Genomic DNA, 18,826 nt, shown 5'->3' with positions numbered 1-18,826 from the left:
CGATCACTTCAGTCGCGTCAAATAAGCCTTGAACGCGGTTGCCCATGTTCGGCCGCCGTCTCGGGAGTAGGAAATCTCAAAGCGATGAGCGTTGGCCGTGATGTCGGACCAGACGCCGCGGACCAGAACCGTGCGGCCCTTGTGGACGGTCGTGCCGAAAAATTCGCCCCGGCCGTCCTTGAAGCCTCCGATGGTCGGGGCCTCCATCTCTCCCGAGTCGCTGTCGATGTAAGTCTGGCTCCATTGCCCGGCTTTGGCGTTATAGACGAAGAGCGTCGCGCCCTCCCAATGTCCGTTGGGGCCGTCGGCTTCGATTTCCTCAAGCCACGCGCGGCCATTCCACACCGGTCGCGCGGTCTTTGTACCGTCCATGGTCACCGTGTGGGTCCCGCCATCGAACGGGTCGAGCACCTGCGTGGCATGGGTATGCCAAACCCCGCGCGCGAAGTCGAAATCATGCGCGCCGTCCCGAGGCGACGCGGCCCGTGCATTCAAGGACGCGCATGCCAGAACACCGGCAACCATGACCCCGCGTATCAGCAGTCTCCACATCATCGCGTTCTCCACATAACCAAGCCCAGGACGAGACTTTAGGGAAAACCCGTGATGCCAGAAGGGGCAGTCGGAGAAATTTAAGGTAGTCCACTTTGCCGACGCGGCGTTGGGAGATTTCTCAACAGCCGGCTAGAGCACGCGTCGTAACGCCTGCAGACCCTGCTCGATAGCCTTGAGGTCAACGGCGCCATAGCCGAAAACCAGGCCTTCCGACGTGGGTGCACCGAAAAAATAGCGTTCGAACGAATGCAAATGCATGTCTGACTCCAGCAATCGTGCGGTGACACGTTCGAGGTGCTTGGATAACGTCGAGAACGCTGCCACATGCATGCCGTAGTGCGACTGCATCGGTGACAGTACACCCGAGAAGTCCGACCGCAGGATCTCTTCGATGAGATCCCGTCGCTTCCTGTATACGTCACGGAGCTTTCGCACGTGCCGCGCCAGATGCCCATCCGCGATGAAACGGGCAACCGCCATCTGCGTCAACGTCGGACAATGCCAATCGAGACAGTTCTTTGCCGTGATCAGCGCTGGCATGGCCCACCGGGGCGCCACGGTGAATCCCAATCGCAGTGCGGGCAGCATGCACTTGGAAAAGGTGCCGACGTAGAACACATCATCCGCGGTCGCCGTGGATCGCAGCGCTTGCAGTGGCGTGCCGTCGTAGCGGAATTCGCCGTCGTAATCGTCCTCGACGATGACGGCCCCATGCTTGCGCGCAAAGTCGAGCAGTGCCGCCCGCCTTTGCGCGGACATGGATACGCCGAACGGGAATTGGTGTGAAGGGCATACGCAGACGATCTGTATCGGGATCGGCAGGGCGTCGACCCCCAGCCCTTCGGTGTCGACCGGTACCGGCACGACCTTGGCACCGGCAGCAAGAAATGCAGCGCGCATCGGTGGGTAGCCTGGATCTTCAATGGCGACCGTGGTAACCCCAGGGGTTACCAGTACACGGGCGAGAATATCGAACGCCTGCTGTGCGCCGGCGGTAACCAGCACATCGTCGGGCTCGCACACGACCGCGCGCGAGATGCCGATGTGCGTCGCGATGGCTTCTCGCAACGGAAAATGCCCCTGGTTGCCCTGCGGACTCTTGAAGGCAGGCGGCTTCAATTCCATTCGCCGGAGCTGCTTGGCGCTGAGTCGACGAAATGTTTCGAAGGGGAATAATCGCGGATCGACCAATGCAGGCCGGAAGTCCAGGAACGCGGCCGCGCTCGGCGCCCTTGCACGCTGATTGTCGTGCCAGAAGTTGAGTGTCCGGATCAGCTCAGGCCGCGACCACAGCGAATTCAGACGTGGATCGGGCGTTTGCTGTGTCAGGAAGCGTTCGCGTTGCGGACGATTTTGCTTCGGCGCCACATACGTTCCCGACCCTTGCCGGGGCTGTACCAAACCCTCGATCGCCAGCCGCGCATAAACCCGGGCGACCGTGTTTCTCGATACACCGAAAAAGACAGCCGACTGACGCTCCCCCGGTAGTTTGGACCCGGCAACCAACCGACCATCAAGAACGGCGGCTCGCAACTGCGCGTAGACGGATTCCGCAGATCGGCGGCTTCCTCTGGGCGGCGGGTCAAAAGCAATTTCGAACAGACTACTCATACCCTCGACATCACTCGCCACAACTTCTTCCTCCGAAGTGGCTCAATAGCGCGAGACGGTGAAGAAGCTGCCCGCAGCTTCAAGCCATGATGATGGAGCGAACGACGGCATGGGTGTCGATGGATTGGCAAACGCAGCGGGTGGCGAGTTTCAGCAGATCAAGCATCAGGAGGCTTTCTTGGAGCTGCCCTTGCGCTTCTTGTGCAGGTTGGCCAGCGAGTCCGCAATCATGCTTTGCATCGCCTTGCGGGCGACCTCCGGCTGTTTGCGGCGGATCGCTTCAAGCACTTTCTGATGCTGCGGCAGCGAATAGCTGAAGTCGCCGGCCGTTTTCGCCGACAACACGAAGAACATCCCGAGCGCGCTTTCGACCACCGAGAACAGCGAGATCATCAATTCATTGCCGGTCGCCTGTAGCACGGCATCATGGAAGCTGAGATCCGCCGCCGCCCACTCGTCAGGGTCGCGAGCGGCCTCCATTTTCCGGTAGGCCAGATCCACCTGCGTCAGCTGTGCCGCAGTGCGCCGGCGTGCTGCCGCTGCCGCTGCGGCCGGCTCGATGATTTCCCGCATCTCCACCAGTTTCTCGATGAAGTCGTCGGTCGGCATCGAGGCGCAGCGCCATGAAAGGACGTCTGCATCAAGCTGGTTCCAGAAGTGCGTCGCACGTACGCGGGTACCCACTCGCGGGCGCGACTCGATCAGGCCCTTGGCGGACAGCACCTTCAAGGCTTCGCGCAGAGCCGTGCGACTCACATCCATGCTTTCGGCCAGAGCCTCTTCGCGCGGCAATATATCGCCCGGACGCAAGTCGCCGATAACGATCCGCTTGCCCAATTCACGGATCACATGGCCGTGCAGATTGCGTGAATCCGTAGCCTTCATGTTCAACTTCTCTCCGTGGTAAGAGCGCTTCCAGCGTTGTCACGCAGTCGTGGCATGAAGCCATGTGGACCGGATGTCGCCGCATGCTGCAGTGCGATAACGCTCGAAATTTATCATACAAACGTACTGAGTGAAGGTCGCGTGGCGCGCGGAAATACAGGCGGCCGCGCAGGGTTGAAGGTCGGCGGCAGCGATCCGTTGTCGCTTTGAGACATGGCCACGTTCGCATATTGCCCTGGGCCCGCCATGGGCCGTGCGATGGCATCGCTGGTGCACCCGTCCTTGCACACCTTTCCAGCCGCCATCCCGCGGGCGCCTCCCCGTGTCGTGTGACCGTGCGCGTCCTCTCCGGATCTCCGCATTTTATACTATGGTAGTACAAATGGAATTTTCTGAGTTAGGATGCGAGCTCGCCGATGCGATACCCGTGGCGTGGATAGCGGGAGAAGAGGCGAGAGCTTCAGGAACCACGTGGGACTGGCTGGCGCGCAGGCGCAACGGCATCGAGTCCAGGCAAATAACTATTGATCCATATGTCTCGGGGAGGAGATTTCATCATGAGAACTTGCACGCAGATCAATCGACGGGCTCTAAGTGTTGCCATCGGCATCATGCTGGCGACTGGTGCAGTCCAGGCCCAGGACGCCACGTCCCAGGCCGCGGCGCCCCAAGCTGCACCGTCCCAAGCCGCGCCATCCGCTGAGCACGGCAAGCAGAAAGCCGCCGCGCCGGCATCCGCGCAGACGCTCGACCAGATCGTGGTCACCGGCAACTCCGCTTTCGGCGGCATCAAGAAGATCGACGCCAGCTACTCGGTCACCACGGTGACGAGCCAGCAGATCAAGGAACTCAACCCGATCAGCGTGGCGGATCTGCTGAAGGTATCGCCGGGCGTGTACCCGGAATCTTCCGGCGGCCAGACCGGCGCGAACATCGAAGTCGCCGGCTTCCCGTCGGACAGTGGTGCACCGTTCGTCACCTTGCAGATGAACGGCTCGCCGCTTTTCCCGAAGTGGGACTACTTCACCGACGCGATGTTCCGCCTCGATGACACCATCGATCGCATGGAAGCCGTGCAGGGCGGAACCTCGGTCCTGTATGGCAACGGCCAGCCCGGACTCATTGCGAACTTCATTCTCAAGGAAGGCTCCTCGACGCCGACGGGCAGCATCGGCGTGACCTACGGATCGGAGGGCATGGAGCGCCTCGATGGTTTCTATGGCTTTCCCATCGGCGGCAAGGACAGCGGCTGGTACGGCAGCATCGGCGGCTTCTGGCGCAAATCCGACGGCGTGCGCGATCCGCAATTCCCCGCCGACAAGGGTGGCCAGCTCACCGCGACCTTGAGCCACGACCTCGCCCACGGTTCGGTCATGTTCTATGCGCGAGTGTTGAAGGACAAGAACCAGTTCGTCACCGATACGCCGATCCTCAACCCGGCGCCCGGCCAGTTCTCGGCCTATCCGGGGTTCAATCCGTTGACCGGCACCTTTGGCAGCAATGCCGACCGGCGCCAGTACCTTGAGACCACGCCGTGCTTCACCGCAGGCTGCAAGCCGGGCGGCCAGAATATCGACATGGCCAACGGCGAGGGCGGCAATATTCACATGCTGGGCGCCAATCTGGACCTGTCTTTCGACAACGGCTGGTCACTGTCGGACAAGGCGTTGTTCGTCGCCGGCCACATGGATATCAACGCGTTCTTCAGCACGGGCGACAATCCGACCACGCTGGGCAACTTCATTGCCGGCGCTGCTTCGGACTTCGGGCTTCCCGCCAATCTCACCGCGAAGGCCACGTACACCAACGGCAAAGCGGCAGATATGAATGAAAACGTCACCGTTCAGAACCCCGAGTACATTCCCAAGAAGGTCCAGTCCGTCAGCAATGAATTTCGTCTGAGCAAGGAATTGTTCGAGGGCAACACCCTGACGGTCGGCAACTATACGGCGGTGTACTCGCTGAACCATGCCGAGTACGACGGGCTCAATCAGCTGCTGCAGGCGAAGAGCAATCCGAACCCGATCGTGGTCAATCTGAGCGATGGCACGAACAACTACGCCTTGACCGATTCGCAGGGACTGTTCTGGAATTCCAATCCGCAGTCATGGATGGCCTTCAACGAGCGCTGGCACGCCACGACCACGGCGTTCTTCGTTGCCGACGAGTGGAACATCGGCAAGTGGCGGTTCGACGGCGGCATGCGAATCCAGCATGACGACATCGGCGGCTGGTTCCAGAACACGACCTCCGGCGACCTCGATGGCAACCCGTACACCGTGTACAACAACAACGCCGAGTATCTGACGAACAGCTACCAGCATCCTTCCGGATCGAGGAGCGCATCGTCGTGGACCCTCGGAGCGAACTACGCGCTGAGCGACAACATGAGCGCCTATGCGCGCGTCAATGACGGCGTATTCCTGCCCAGCTTCGACGACATCGTGAACCAGGGGAATCCGCCGGTGGAGAAAATCCACAACATGGAACTTGGCTTCAAGTATCAGGCGCCGTGGATCTATGCCGACATCAGTGCCTATCGCCGGTTGTTCCATGGCATCCCGTACTCGATCGATCTGCCCACCGGACAGGTCAACCTCGTCTATGGCTCGGTGACCAAGGGCATCAACACGCAGGTGACGGTCACGCCGTTCGAGCATTTCTCGATTGCGTTGAGCGGCAACTACATGGATGGTCACTACTCGGGCTACGACAGCTGCGTGCCTTACGTCGGCCAGGACGGCAGCCAGCGGTGCGACACCATCAGCGGCATGGTTCTGGACCGTCAGCCGAAAATCCAGTACCGCCTGACCCCCGCCTATGTGGTCCCGACCAGCTGGGGCAGCATGAAGTTCTGGTTCACCTATGAACACGTGGGCAATCGCTATGGCGACCAGCTGCAGCAGCAGCCACTGGGCAGCTATCACGACCTCGCCATCGGCGCCATCGCCAACATCGGCCAGAACTGGATGTTGACCTTGCGTGGTACCAATATCACCAACGAGATCGGCATCACCGAAGGCAACGCCCGCCTGTTCGGCTTTGCCAGCGGCGGCGGCGTGATTCTCGCCCGCTCGATCGAAGGGCGTGAGGTCAACTTCCAGGTCAAGTACAAGTTCTGAAGAGTGGGGTAACGGCAGCTGCTGTTATCCGGAAACCCGCGTCGCGTCGGCCGCATCAGCGGTCGACGCGACGGCAGGTGGGAGACTGAGTGCTTGAGCGTGACCTGAAAATCTTTTCACCTGCGGTCTGCGCCAAGGAACGACACGTCATGCGTCCATCCCTCACATTCCTGATCATCGTTGTGACAGTCGCCGCTCTTGGTCTTGACGGCGGCGCCGCACGCGCCGAGTCAACCGACCATCGGGTCGATGCCGTTGCAAGCTATGTCGACGTGCTCGACCTGCATGGTGCGCCGAAGACGCCGACGGATCGAAGCTTCAACATTTTTTTCGACGCCGGGTCGTGGCATGGCTACAGCCTGCCGCTTGCCAACGATACGGCGACCGGTTTTTCCGGTCCGTTCGTGCACAGCCTTGGCGACGGTCAATGGGTCGGTGCGCGCTTCGCCCAGCTGACGTTACGGAATGCCGCCAGCAAGCAGAGCATCGCCTTGAGATCCGTCGATAGCCACGCGGCACCGGGCTATCTGGTACGCCGCTTTTCCGGCCCTGGCCTGACGGTAAGCCAGACCTTGTTCTTTGCCGATTCCTGGCATGCGCTGGTGCGCATCGAACTGACTGCGGCAACTTCGCTGGACGTGGATCTTTCCGTCGCAGGGCGCGTGATGCCTCAGCAACAGAAGGGGTTGGTCAAGGATGGCGATACGGTGACGCAAACCTTCGCCCACTCGAATTCGAAGCTGACCACGCGACTCCAAACAGATGGCGTTGCCGCCGATCAGGTCACGCTGTCGGGCACCGATTATCGAATCGGCCTGAACCAGCCACTGCATTTAAAGCCGAATCAGGCCGCGACGGTTTGGGTCGAGCAGACCCTGGTCTATGACGTTCGCACCGAGGCGCCCCCGCCAGTCGACTTGGCCAACGCGTGGGCCAGGAATCGCGAACGCTGGACCGGCTATCTGAAGTCCGTCGCATCGAGTCACCTCTCCGGCTTGCCCGACGCGACGGCACAACGGGTTTCCGTCAAGGCCATGCTGACCTTGCTCGGAAACTGGCGGGCGGCGCGTGGCGACCTGCATCACGACGGCGTGATCCCCTCGTATTCCAACCCCGACTTCAACGGCTTCTGGGCCTGGGATTCGTGGAAACATGCGGCGGCGCTGGCTCGATTTGCACCCGCGCTCGCGCGCGATCAGATGCGCGCGATGTTCGACTATCAGGGTGCCGACGGCATGGTTCCCGACTGCGTCTATCTGGACAAGGCCGGCAACAACTGGCGCGACACCAAGCCGCCGTTGGCGGTCTGGGCGACGCTGGAAATCTATCGTGCCACCGGCGACAAAGCCTTTCTGGCCGAGATGTACGACAAGCTGGTGCGCTATCACCGCTGGTGGTTCACCGCGCGCGATCACGATCACAACGGTGTGGCCGAATATGGTTCGACCGATGGCACCAAGGTCGCCGCGAAGTGGGAAAGCGGCATGGACAACGGCGTCCGTTTCGATGCCATCAACATGCTCAAGAACGGCGAGGGCGCCTGGTCGATGGATCAGGAGTCGGTCGATCTCAACGCCTATCTGTACAAGGAAAAACTGGATCTGGCGCATGTCGCGGCGATTCTCGGCAAGACACAGGATCACGTGCAGTGGCTGAAAGAGGCTGCGACGATGAAGGCCTTCATCCAGACACGCATGTTCGACATGACGCGCGGTTATTTCTTCGATACCAAATTAGGCAGCGGCGATCCCGTGCGCGTTTATGGTTCGGAAGGCTGGACGGCGCTGTGGGCGGGCGCGGCAAGTCCCGATCAGGCCAAATCCGTGATCCGGATCATGCTTGATCCAGCCAAGTTCGCCACCGTCATGCCGTTCCCCACACTCGCCGCGGACGACCCGCACTTCTCGCCGATCAAGGGTTACTGGCGCGGCCCGGTATGGATCGATCAAGCCTATTTCGGCGTTGAAGCGCTCAGGTGCTACGGCTACGCCCAGCAGGCCGACGACATGGCGCGTCGTCTGGTGCTCAATGCCAAGGGCCTGACGCAGCAGGCGCCGATGTACGAGAACTACGACCCATTGACCGGCCAGGGCTATCAGTCGCCCAATTTCAGCTGGGCTGCCGCCAGCTATCTTCTGCTGTTGCAGAAGCAGACGAGTGAGTAGAGTGTGCGGTGATCGAGCAGAGCTTGATCTTCGACCGTCTGCGTCGCCTTGTCAGCGGGATAACGGCAGTATCTGTTGCAGTGGAGGGATGGCTACATCCATGAAAGTTAGCGTGCAATCCAACACTTCTGGCAAGGCTTCCAAGGCGCTGCGCGTGGCGGTTTTGGAAGATGATCCCGAATTGCGGGATGCTATTCTCCTGCCCGGCCTGCGCGATTTCGGCTTCGAAGTGACTGCCGCCGGCACCGCGGCAGAACTGTATCGGCATATGGTGAAGCAGGCCTTCGACATGGTGGTGCTCGATATCGGCTTGCCCGACGAAGATGGCCTTAGTGTGGTTCGCCACCTGCAAGAGTTACCCGACCTTGGCATCGTGATGCTTACGGGCAACCATTCACGCAATGATCGGGTCCGCGCGCTCCGCGAAGGTGCTGACGCTTATCTGGCCAAACCTGCCGACATTGAAGTGCTGGCGGCCACGCTGCACAGCCTTTCCCGCCGGATACGGAGGCGCACGGGGCCAGAGGCGTTCGAGATGCCGGCGGATGCCAGTGCGCGCTGGCATCTGGATACCGATGGATGGTGCCTGGTCTCCCCCAGGGGCGAAGTCATCGCCCTTAGCGCACCCGAGCGCGGCCTGCTCAGCGCGCTGATAGCGGCGGCCGGTGCACCGGTAGATCGAGAGGCGCTGATTGCCTTGGTCACCAAGGATATCTACAACTTCGATCCACATCGGCTGGACATGCTGATCCATCGCCTGCGCCGGAAGATAAGCAAGTGCACCAGCGAGGCAGTGCCGCTACTCACGGCACGCGGCAGTGGCTACGTTTTCGTGGCGGAGATGCAGCACTGAGCGCCCTCATTCGGACTGGTTCACCGATCACGCCGTTGTAATTCAGCCGTCTCCCTCTTCCCACGAGGGAGGGTAACAAGCGTTCAGGCCGACAGGTGCAATTCCCTGTGAGGCACGTCCGCGCAGGGTAGGCGGATGCGGAAATAAGTACCCCGGCCGGGCGAACTTTTAACGTCGATGCGGCCGCCGGCGTCCACCACCAGATCCTTCACCACGGCCAGCCCTAGCCCGGTACCGCTCCCCGGCGGCTTGGTGGTGTAGAAGGCGTCGAACATGCGTGATTTCACCTCTTCCGATACGCCGTGTCCGCTATCGATCAGTGTGACCTCGATGGCTTCGGCAGGGCGTTGCTCGCATGGGCAAGCTCCCAGCTGAAAGTGTCCGCCTTCGGGCATCGCATCGCGGGCGTTGGCTGCCATGCTGAGGATGACCAGTTCGAATTGCGAACGGTCGAAACGAATAGGCAGGGGCCCTTCGCTCACCGCCAGACTTACCCGCACGTTGGCCTCGAACAGTTGGCAGACCATGGGCAGTAGCTCGCGTAGCGCTTCGTCGGCGTTGAATACTTCCAGTTGGGTGGGCTCCTGACGGCTGAAACTGAGCAGGCGACGGGTAATTGCCAAGCCTCGCCGGGCCGCCATCTCCACGCCTTGCAGAGCTTTCAGCAAGGCCTCCGGCCCACTATCGGCAAGCCGCTCGCGGCGCTGCGCATAACCCAGGATCACCCCGAGCACGTTGGAGAAATCGTGAGCCACGCCACCTGCGACTCGCCCTACCGTCTCCAGCTTCTGGGCATGGATCAGCAGCTGCTGAGCACGGGCACGGTCTTCCATCTCGCGGTGCAACCGCTCATTGGACACCTGCAGCATCCGCCCGCGCGCGTTGGATTCGACCAGGCTCTCGCGTAGCCCGGCAATGGTGCGATCAAGCACGACGGCCACGACGACGTAGCTAATGGCCATCGATGCTTGCTGGTCCAGGCTCCATGCCACGACGCCGTGCCCCACTTGCCGAATGGCATCCGACGCGTCGCCAATGGCGAACACCACCATCAACACCGCAAACACCGTCCATAGCGCACGCCGGCCGAGGGCCAGCCCGCTCATGCCGAGCAGTAGCAGTGGCAACGGATCGTCCGACAGCGGCTCCAGGCCGATCACGGCATAGGCGCATGCAGCCAAAAAGAGCATCACCCCAAGATACAACTTGATGGCCAGCCGGAAGCGGCCGACGCGGACAAGATAAAGGCACGCCCAGGCAGCAACCGTGATCAGCACGTCGGTGAGCGTGTTCACCACTTGAACTGGCAAGCTCGTGGTGTGCCGAAACGAACCGAAACACAGGCGGACCACCTTGTCGACCGGCATCAGCAAACCCATGCCAATGAGCAGTGCCTGCACGAAAGGTGCATTGCGTCGATCCACGGGATCCATCACTGGAACCCGCGCCAGCCATTCGCCTATGGCACGCCAAGCCTTTTTGATCACGGTGCCTCCAAATCACGACCTCTCGCGTGACAGTTGTCGCATGAGCTCGTTCCGTGAGCAACTGCAACATTGCGTAAGCGACTGCAATGTTGCGTGAACTTCAGAAGTTCATGGAAACATTTCGTGGAAAACCGTGCGTGACTCCACCGTCTGCATAGCGAATTCTCTTTGCAAGGCGATTGCAGGACGCGGACATCTCGACGTCCATACACCGCCTGATGGCGCATATCAGAAACGAGGCAGCCGCAGTCAAGTCGCCGCGGGGCCTTCCATTTTTTTGGGGATCAAAAATGTTGAGTCGCATACAAAAGCTGAAATCGGCTGTCGAGTCCTGCAACAAGGCGTTGCTGCCCATGGCCCTGGCCTTGGCGCTGAGCCCGATGAGTGGCCACGCGGCCACCGCGTGGGCGCCCACCACGACGCATGCCGCCTTGCTGAAGGCCGAGTCGACTTCGGTCACCGGCATGAGCCGCGCCGCCGTCCCGACCACTACCTACCGGATCAATGCGTACGGAAGGCCCGCCGTGCAGGCGCTGGTCACGCCGCTGGACAGCACCAAGCTGCTGCATGTGGCCGTGAGTCTCAACCTGCGTAACGTCGACCAGCTGCAGGCCTTCAACAAGAGCCTGAACACACCGGGCAGCGCCAATTACCGTCAGTTCCTCACCCCGGCCCAGTTCAAGGCGTCCTACGCGCCGACCGACGCGCAAGTGCAGGCCGTCGTGACGCACATGCAGCAGTCGGGCTTCACCAACATCACGGTGTCGCCAAACAACACGCTGGTGTTCGCGGACGGCAATCCCGCAGCCGTAGGCACGGCGTTCAATGCGACGATGAAGTCGTACACCGAGAACGGCAAGCTGCGCTTCGGCAATGACAGCGACGCCATGGTGCCGCAGGCGTTGAGCGGCATTGTCGGTGCGGTGACCGGCCTGCAGAACGTCAGCGTGAGGCATCCGCTAAGCCACGTCGGCGCACAGATTTCCTCGGTGGCCGCGACGGGTACGCAGACCGGCCCGACCAATGTGTTGCACCCGCCCACGCAGTTTCCGCTGATCTATGACGCCGCGAGCACGCCGTCCGCATACAACACCACGGTGGGCATCATCACCTGGGGCGACCTGACCCAGACGCAGGCCGACCTGAGGACGATGACGACGGTGAACGGCATGAATCCGGTCAACGTGAAGGTCGTGCCGGTGACGCTCGCGGGCGAAAGGGACTTCTCCGATGACCCCAACGGTGACGGTGAGTGGAATCTGGATTCGCAGACCATCGTCGGCACATCCGGCGGCGTCAAGCAACTCGTGTTCTATACGGTGGCCAATGGCCGCTATGGCGCTTATGACGAAGAGCTGACCGACGCTGGCATCACGGCCGCCTACAACAAGGCGGTCACCGACAACATCGCCAAGATCATCAACGTGTCGCTGGGCGGAGACGAGACGGCGACCCACGAGTCGGGTTCCCAGACCGCGGATGACGCGATCTTTGCCCAGGCCGTGGCGCAGGGGCAGACCTTCTCGGTCGCTTCCGGCGACCAGGGCGTGTACACCGCGACCGGTGGCGAATTCGAAACCAACGCTGGCGTGGTATTGCCGGCACCGTTCAGCCTCAGTACCTATTCGGCGAGTGAGCCGGCGGTGTCGCCGAATGTCATCGCCGTGGGTGGTACGGAGTTGACCACCAATGGCACCGCATGGGCAGGAGAAGTCACCTGGAATGACGGCATCGCGGATGCCGGCGACGGCGACAATCGCATCTGGGCCACCGGTGGTGGCGTGAGCCTGTTCGAAGCGGCCCCTGCATGGCAGGCCACGGCGCTGGGAGCGACCGCGCGCCAGGTACCGGACATCGCATTTGACGCATCGTCGGTTACCGGCGCCCTGATCTATATCGGCGGCCAGAAGTATGGGGTCGGTGGCACCAGCCTCGCTTCGCCGATTTTCGTCGGCGTGTTTGCGCGCGCACAGACCTACGCGAACAACTCGATCGGCTTCCCGGCCAGCGATATGTACCGGGATTTTCCGAACCACCCGGCCGTGCTGCATGACGTGACCTCGGGCAACAACGGCGTGTGGCTTGCCGGCACGACCTACGGCTACAACGCCGCAGCGGGCTGGGATTTCACCACGGGCTACGGCTCGCTCGACATCAACGCCTTCAACTTGCTGGCCTATACCTGGGGCAACGGCACCCCGCCGTCGGGCGTTGCGCCGCCGCCGGTGCTCACTGCGCTGACCAACAACGTCGCGGTCACCACGCAGGGCACCGCCGGTGCGGCACAGCAGTTCACGCTGGTGGTGCCCGCGGGTGCCAGGACGCTCACCTTCAACACCTACGGTGGCACGGGCGACGTGACGATGTACGTGAAGTGTGGAAGTGCCGCGAGTGCATCGTCCTACGACTACGTGTCGGCGCACGCCAATACCAACAGCGAGACGGTAACCATCCGCCCGGTCACGGCAGGCACCTATTACGTGACGCTTACGGGTGGCAGCGCCATCTTCAGCGGCGTCAGCGTCATCGGCAGCTGGCAGTAAACGATGGGCCGTTTTCACTAGCGGGTCAGGTGCCTGGGTAAGCAGGCACCTCTCCACCGGACGACGAAGTTTTCCCGTTGGGCGGCTTTAAACGGCTGCCAGGGAGCGCTTTGTCGAAAGGAAGGCGGTACTTCTGCTTTATCCATTTTTTATGGACGTCCAGACGTCTCGTATCCGTGGCATCGCACATCAAGTGGCTCGCACCTGAAGGTCGCCACGCGCACCACGGTCCAATCATTTCGGGGAATCTAATGAACAAGATCCACAGCAAGATCTGGAACAAGTCGCTTGGCGCAATGGTCGTGGCCGGCGAGTTTGCCAAGGCCAACGGCAAGGGAGGCAGTGCCAAGCGCATGCGCGCGGGTCTGGCCGCTGCCTCGATGGCGTTCGGCATGGCGCTGTCCACCACGTCCGCCATGGCGGCTGACGGTCCGGCGCAGACAACGACACCGCAGGTGACAACGCAAACCTCCTCGCCAGCGCCGAACCCCACCACGCCGATCTACTTTTCGGCTGATGGCGCCGCGGACGGCAGCGACAACGCACAGTCGCTCGGCACCGACAGCACCGCCGGCGGCGCACTCAGTACGGCAATCGGCACCGGGAGTACCGCGCTGGGCTACAACAGCTTTGCGCTGGGCGACAACAGCACCGCCACCGGCACGCTGAGCACGGCGCTGGGCCTCGAAAGCACGGCCCTCGGCTATAACAGCTACGCGTCTGATGATCAGACGACGGCCGTCGGTTCCAACTCCAAGGTCTATGGCATCGGCTCGTCCGCGCTTGGCTATGGTGCCTTCACCGGCATCGGCGCCAACTACGCGACCGCGCTCGGCTTCGGTGCGGGCGCTACGAACTTGAACACGATCGCCGTCGGCGCCAACGCGCAGGCCAGTGGTCGCAGCAGCGTGGCGCTGGGTGGGGTCGCGGTGGACGCCAGCGGTAACGCACTGGCTTACGACGCATCCGGCAACCCCCAGGCAGCGGCCGCCTCGGGTGATCTCTCCACAGCCATCGGCGCCAGTGCGGTGGCTTCGGGCCATGGCTCCATCGCCCTTGGCGTTACCACGCAGGCGAGTGGTGCGAATGCCGTGGCCATCGGCAATTCTTCCACGGCCACCGGCGACTACAGCATGGCCATGGGGCCTGCGGCATTGGCGCAGGGCGCCGCCAGCATCGCCAACGGCTTCGGGTCCGTTGCAACGGGTACTGAGGCCGTGGCTATCGGCTATACCGCCGCCGCTTCCGGTTCGAGTGCCATTGCTATCGGCACTGCCGCTTCTGTCAGCGGTGCGCAATCGATTGGTATCGGCTATTCATCGAATGCCGCGGGTGACCAGTCCATTGCGCTGGGTGGCTATGCCATGACCCAAGGTGGAGCCTCCACCGCGCTCGGGTACAACGCAATCACCGAGTCAGGGGCGTCGGTCGCTGTTGGTTTCCAAGCCATGACCGGTAGCAGAGATACGGTCGCCGTGGGTACGTTCGCCAACGCGTTGGGCACGTACTCTATCGGCATTGGTTACAACGCGGCTGCCAATGGCCAGTATTCAACCATTATCGGTACTCAGGCGATGATGGCGGGGTACCAGGATTCCTTGGGGAACGATCTCTACTACAACAACGGTACGGGAATTGGCTGGGGCGTCGAGGTAACGCAAAATGGTACCGCGCTGGGTTCCGCGGCCGCCGCAGGCAAGAATGACGTGGCGATTGGCGCGAACGCCGCCATCTTCAATTACTCGGCCTGGAACACCAGCGCAACCGCCCCGCAGAACTACATGCCGAGCAACTCCGTGGCGATCGGCTACAGCGCGCAAGTGAAGACTCCGACTGGGGCGACCTCGCAGGTCACCAATGCGATGGCCTTGGGCACCAGTGCGATCGCCTCGGCCAGCAACGCGGTCGCGTTGGGTGCCAATGCGCGGGCAACTACCGCCAACACCGTATCGGTGGGTAATGACGGCAGCTCGGGTGGCACGAAGTTCACGAGTAGCATCACCAACGTGACCGCCGGCCAGCTCAACGCGACCAGCACCGATGCGGTGAACGGTTCGCAGCTGTATGCGACCAACCAGGCCGTCAATACGCTGACCGCCACGGTCGGCAACGCGGTCATGTACACCGACGCCACGCATACCGGTGTGACCCTGGGTAACGGCACGACGCCGGTGAAGGTGTCCAACGTTGCGGACGGCACTCAGGCCACGGACGCGGTGAATCTTGGTCAGCTTACGTCGGCGATCACCTCGGGCATGTCGCAGGTCAGCGCCATGGCGGTGAATTACGATGCTGCCGACATGAGCAGCGTTACGCTCGGAGGTACCAATGGCACGGTGATCCACAATGTTGCCGCCGGTGTGGCCAACACCGATGCAGTGAACATGGGCCAGCTCAATGCGCTGAGCGCGCTGGAAAGCCTGGATGCGTCCCAGATCAGTCTGCTCAACAGCGCGATGTTGACCGTGCAGGGTTCAATCACCAACTTGCAGAACGCCGGCCCATCGTTGCCGCCCACGATCGCGGTGGACGGCGGCACTGGCGCCACCGTGGTGACCGGTACGAGTGGTGTGGCGATCGGCAACGGCGCCGCGGCGGGCGGCAGCAACGGTACGGCCGTGGGCGGCGGCAGTTTTGCCGCGGGTCCGAATGACACGGCTCTTGGCGGCAACGCCAAGGTGAATGCCGATGGCAGCACGGCCGTGGGTGCCAATACGGCCATTGCCGCGACGGCGACGAATGCCGTGGCCGTCGGTGAAAGCGCATCCGTCACGGCGTCCTCGGGTACGGCCATCGGTCAGGGCTCGTCGGTGACGGCCGCCAATGCCGTGGCCTTGGGCCAGGGTTCGGTTGCCGACGTCGCCAACACGGTGTCCGTCGGTTCGGCGACCAACCAGCGTCAGATCACCAATGTCGCCGCCGGTGTGAACGACACCGATGCCGCCAACGTGGGTCAGGTCAGCAGCCAGGTGAACGCGGCACTACAGACGGCCAAGACCTATACCGACACCAGTGCCTCGCAGACCTTGTCCGCGGCGAAGGGATATACGGATTTCGCGTTGGGCAATGTGCAGAACCAGATGAACGACCGGTTCCAGCAGGTCGACAAGCACATCAATGAGGACGGCGCCATGAGTGCCGCGGCCACCCAGATGGCGATCAATGCGGCAGGCGCCTCCGGCAACGGCCGGATCGCGGCAGGCGTGGGTGAACAGTCAGGACGTTCGGCCATCTCGGTGGGCTATGCCGCACCGCTGGGTAACCGCATGCACGTCAGCGTGGGTGCCACGGCGAGTGGTTCACAGACGTCCGTGGGTGCCGGCTTCGGCGTGGATCTGTAAGTAACTGCATGAAAGATGTGGCCGGTACAGCATGGCTGTGCCGGCCAGTTTCTCGAACAGCGAAATGGACGATGTTGTCCGGACCTGGCGATCTGGCAGCTCATCTCCAGATCGGCCTCTAATGGCCACAAGGGAGTACGGTGCTGGGCCATGATGGGAAGCGTGGACGCCGGCCGTGGTAAGTTTCGCTGGCGAAGCTGGTCAATTGCTGTGGCGAAGGTGGGCAGGCAGTTGAACGAAAGGCGGCAGTCACAGGACTGCCGCCTTTTTCGTTCACGCGCTCATGCTTGCGGTATTACGAAAGTATTGTTGCTGCGATCATGGTCGGGTAGGGCATGGGCCGGATCGATGGTGACGGACTTCAGCTGGCGCGTGCCGTCCACGTGGACCACGAAGCTGCGGTGCTGCTGCCAGGTTTCCCACGGCACGCGCACATCCTGTTTGCTGCCGTCGTCGTAGATCGCTTCGAGCGTGGCCGGCAGCACCAGCTTGTCCAGGTTGGCCACGGTGATGTCGGCGCCCTTGCGATAATCACCATCGGTGTAGGCAACTTTCTGCACGGCGAGGTCGAGCTTCCAGTTGTGCTCGTACCAGCCGCGCCAGAACCAGCCCAGGTCCTCGCCGGTTTCGCTCTCCATGAAGCGGAAGAAGTCCGACGGGCTCGGGTGCTTGTAGGCCCAGGTGGCGATGTACTTGCGAAATGCCGGATCGAAGCGCTCCGGTCCGATGATCTGCTCGCGCAGCAGCACCATGCCAAAAGCGCCCTTGAAGTAGCTGATCGGGTGACGATATTTCTCAGGCGTCATGTCGGCGCCGATCAGCAGCGGTGGCGCGTCCGCGTCCATCAGGACCTTGGCGATCTCGTCGGCGGGGTTGCCGCCACCCGGCGCGTATTCGCTGTCGCGCTTGGGCGCGTATTCACCGTGATTGAACGCGTCGTCCTCGTAGACGTCGATGAAGGTGTTGAAGCCTTCGTCCATCCACGCGGCGCGGCGCTCGTTGCTGCCCACGATCATCGGGAACCAGATATGGCCGATCTCGTGCGCAATCACCATGTGCAGGATCTTGCCCTTGGCGAGCTTGTGGTCGAACGTGATGCCCGGGTACTCCATGCCGCCGGCGGTGCCGGCCTCGTTGATCGCCACCGGCCACGGATACGGATACCACTGCTTCGAGAAATATTCGGTCGAAGCCTTGAGGTATTCAGTGGCGCGACCCCAGGCAGCATCGCCGCCGCTTTCGGCTGGGTAAACCGACATCGCCAGTGCGGTCTTGCCGCCGGGAAGGTTGATCCGCGCGGCATCCCACACGAACGCTTTCGACGCGCCGAACGCGACGTCGCGCGTGTTCTGCATGCGGAAGTGCCAGGTCAGCGTGCCGTCCTGCTTTGGACGGCTGGACGGCTGGGTGACTTCATCTGCGCTGCGGATCATCACCGTCTTGTCGCTATGGCGTGCCTGTTCCAGCCGCTGCTGCTCGGTCTTGGTCAGCACGTCTTCGGGGTTCAGCAATTCGCCGGAGCCGGCCACGATCATGTCCCATGGCACGGTGATCGAATAATCGAAGTCGCCGTATTCCAGGTAGAACTCGCTGTTGAGGTAGGGCGCGGTATCCCATCCGCGCAGGTCGTCGTACACGGCCATGCGCGGATACCACTGCGCGATCTCGAAGATCTCGCCGTTCTTGCTGAGATTCACGTCCATGCGTCCGCCGAACTCGCCGGGCACGGTAAAGCTCCAGCGGATGTGCAGGCGCAGCTGGCCGTCCTTCGCCTTCAGCGCGGTCGGCAATTGCACCTGCATGCGCGTGTCGGAAACTGTCCACGTGGCTTTTTGCAGGTGACCGGAGCCGTCGTCGACCTCGATCGAATCGATGTGATAGCCGTCGGTGAACTCGGTCGGGAACTTGCCGTCGGTGAACGCGCCACGGGCGTCCTTGCGGTAGCGGTTCTGATCCAGCTGCAGCCACAGCACATCGAGCGCATCGAGACTGTGGTTGCTGTAACTGATCACTTCGCTGCCGCTGAGCAGGCGCGTGGCCGGATCGAGTGTGGCCTTGATCTGGTAGTCCGCACGGTTCTGCCAGAACAGCGGACCGGGTTTGCCACTGGCCGAGCGATAGGCCGTGGCCGGTTGCGGGTAGCTGTACGGTGCAAACGTCTGCGGCGGATCGAATGGTGCAGTCGCGGGATTGGCAGCGAATGCCGGTGCGACCAGCAGCACGGCGAGCGTGGCGGCGAGGGAAAGCGTGAGGTTCTTCATGCG

Annotated in this window: 9 protein-coding genes and 2 pseudogenes; 6 read left to right on the top strand and 5 right to left on the bottom strand. The window is 62.1% G+C overall.

Going from position 1 to position 18,826, the window contains the following annotated elements; all coding sequences use genetic code 11:
• Positions 1-3: 3 nt before the first annotated feature.
• The 3 genes from IE071_RS09960 to IE071_RS09950 all read right to left on the bottom strand — a co-directional run bounded on the left by IE071_RS09960 (position 4) and on the right by IE071_RS09950 (position 3,051).
• Positions 4-555 carry a hypothetical protein gene (locus IE071_RS09960; RefSeq protein WP_189441058.1) on the bottom strand — a complete coding sequence of 184 codons (552 nt, stop codon included), beginning with the start codon at positions 553-555 and terminating at the stop codon, positions 4-6.
• Positions 556-684: 129 nt separating this feature from the next.
• Complete coding sequence (gene pdxR, locus IE071_RS09955) at positions 685-2,166, bottom strand: MocR-like pyridoxine biosynthesis transcription factor PdxR (RefSeq protein ID WP_189441057.1); 1,482 nt, start codon at positions 2,164-2,166, stop codon at positions 685-687.
• Between the two features lie 165 nt (positions 2,167-2,331).
• A complete protein-coding gene (locus tag IE071_RS09950; protein ID WP_189441056.1) occupies positions 2,332-3,051 on the bottom strand; it encodes a FadR/GntR family transcriptional regulator in 720 nt (239 codons plus the stop codon).
• 557 nt (positions 3,052-3,608) lie between these two features.
• Between IE071_RS09950 and IE071_RS09945 the strand changes: the two genes are divergently transcribed.
• The 3 genes from IE071_RS09945 to IE071_RS09935 all read left to right on the top strand — a co-directional run bounded on the left by IE071_RS09945 (position 3,609) and on the right by IE071_RS09935 (position 9,191).
• Positions 3,609-6,173: a TonB-dependent receptor gene (locus IE071_RS09945; RefSeq protein WP_189441055.1), complete on the top strand. Its 2,565-nt coding sequence runs from the start codon at positions 3,609-3,611 to the stop codon at positions 6,171-6,173.
• A gap of 149 nt (positions 6,174-6,322) precedes the next feature.
• Positions 6,323-8,338, top strand: coding sequence for an MGH1-like glycoside hydrolase domain-containing protein (locus tag IE071_RS09940; RefSeq protein WP_189441054.1), 2,016 nt, complete (start codon positions 6,323-6,325; stop codon positions 8,336-8,338).
• Between the two features lie 100 nt (positions 8,339-8,438).
• Positions 8,439-9,191 carry a response regulator transcription factor gene (locus IE071_RS09935; RefSeq protein WP_189441053.1) on the top strand — a complete coding sequence of 251 codons (753 nt, stop codon included), beginning with the start codon at positions 8,439-8,441 and terminating at the stop codon, positions 9,189-9,191.
• Between the two features lie 83 nt (positions 9,192-9,274).
• On the opposite strand, the gene IE071_RS09930 is transcribed toward IE071_RS09935, so the two are convergent.
• The gene (locus IE071_RS09930) at positions 9,275-10,678 is read right to left on the bottom strand and encodes a sensor histidine kinase (RefSeq protein WP_189441052.1); all 1,404 of its coding nucleotides are present in this window, start codon (positions 10,676-10,678) and stop codon (positions 9,275-9,277) included.
• A gap of 353 nt (positions 10,679-11,031) precedes the next feature.
• On the opposite strand from IE071_RS09930, the gene IE071_RS09925 reads away from it, so the two are divergent.
• From IE071_RS09925 to IE071_RS16030, 3 genes and pseudogenes are all read left to right on the top strand, one after another.
• Complete coding sequence (locus IE071_RS09925; RefSeq protein WP_229792852.1) at positions 11,032-13,221, top strand: protease pro-enzyme activation domain-containing protein; 2,190 nt, start codon at positions 11,032-11,034, stop codon at positions 13,219-13,221.
• A 251-nt stretch (positions 13,222-13,472) separates the two neighbouring features.
• Positions 13,473-15,623: pseudogene (locus IE071_RS09920) on the top strand (ESPR-type extended signal peptide-containing protein); the annotation flags it as partial.
• A 111-nt stretch (positions 15,624-15,734) separates the two neighbouring features.
• A pseudogene (locus tag IE071_RS16030) lies at positions 15,735-16,232 on the top strand (YadA family autotransporter adhesin); the annotation flags it as partial.
• 611 nt (positions 16,233-16,843) lie between these two features.
• Here the strand turns inward: IE071_RS16030 and IE071_RS09915 are convergent.
• Positions 16,844-18,823, bottom strand: a complete 1,980-nt coding sequence (locus IE071_RS09915) for a M1 family aminopeptidase (RefSeq protein WP_189441049.1) — start codon at positions 18,821-18,823, stop codon at positions 16,844-16,846.
• Between the last annotated feature and the right edge of the window lie 3 nt (positions 18,824-18,826).

This window comes from Rhodanobacter panaciterrae (assembly GCF_014651895.1).
GTDB lineage: Bacteria > Pseudomonadota > Gammaproteobacteria > Xanthomonadales > Rhodanobacteraceae > Rhodanobacter > Rhodanobacter panaciterrae.
Note: the sequence above shows the minus strand (reverse complement) of the source record. Positions and strands in the feature narration are given on the sequence as shown.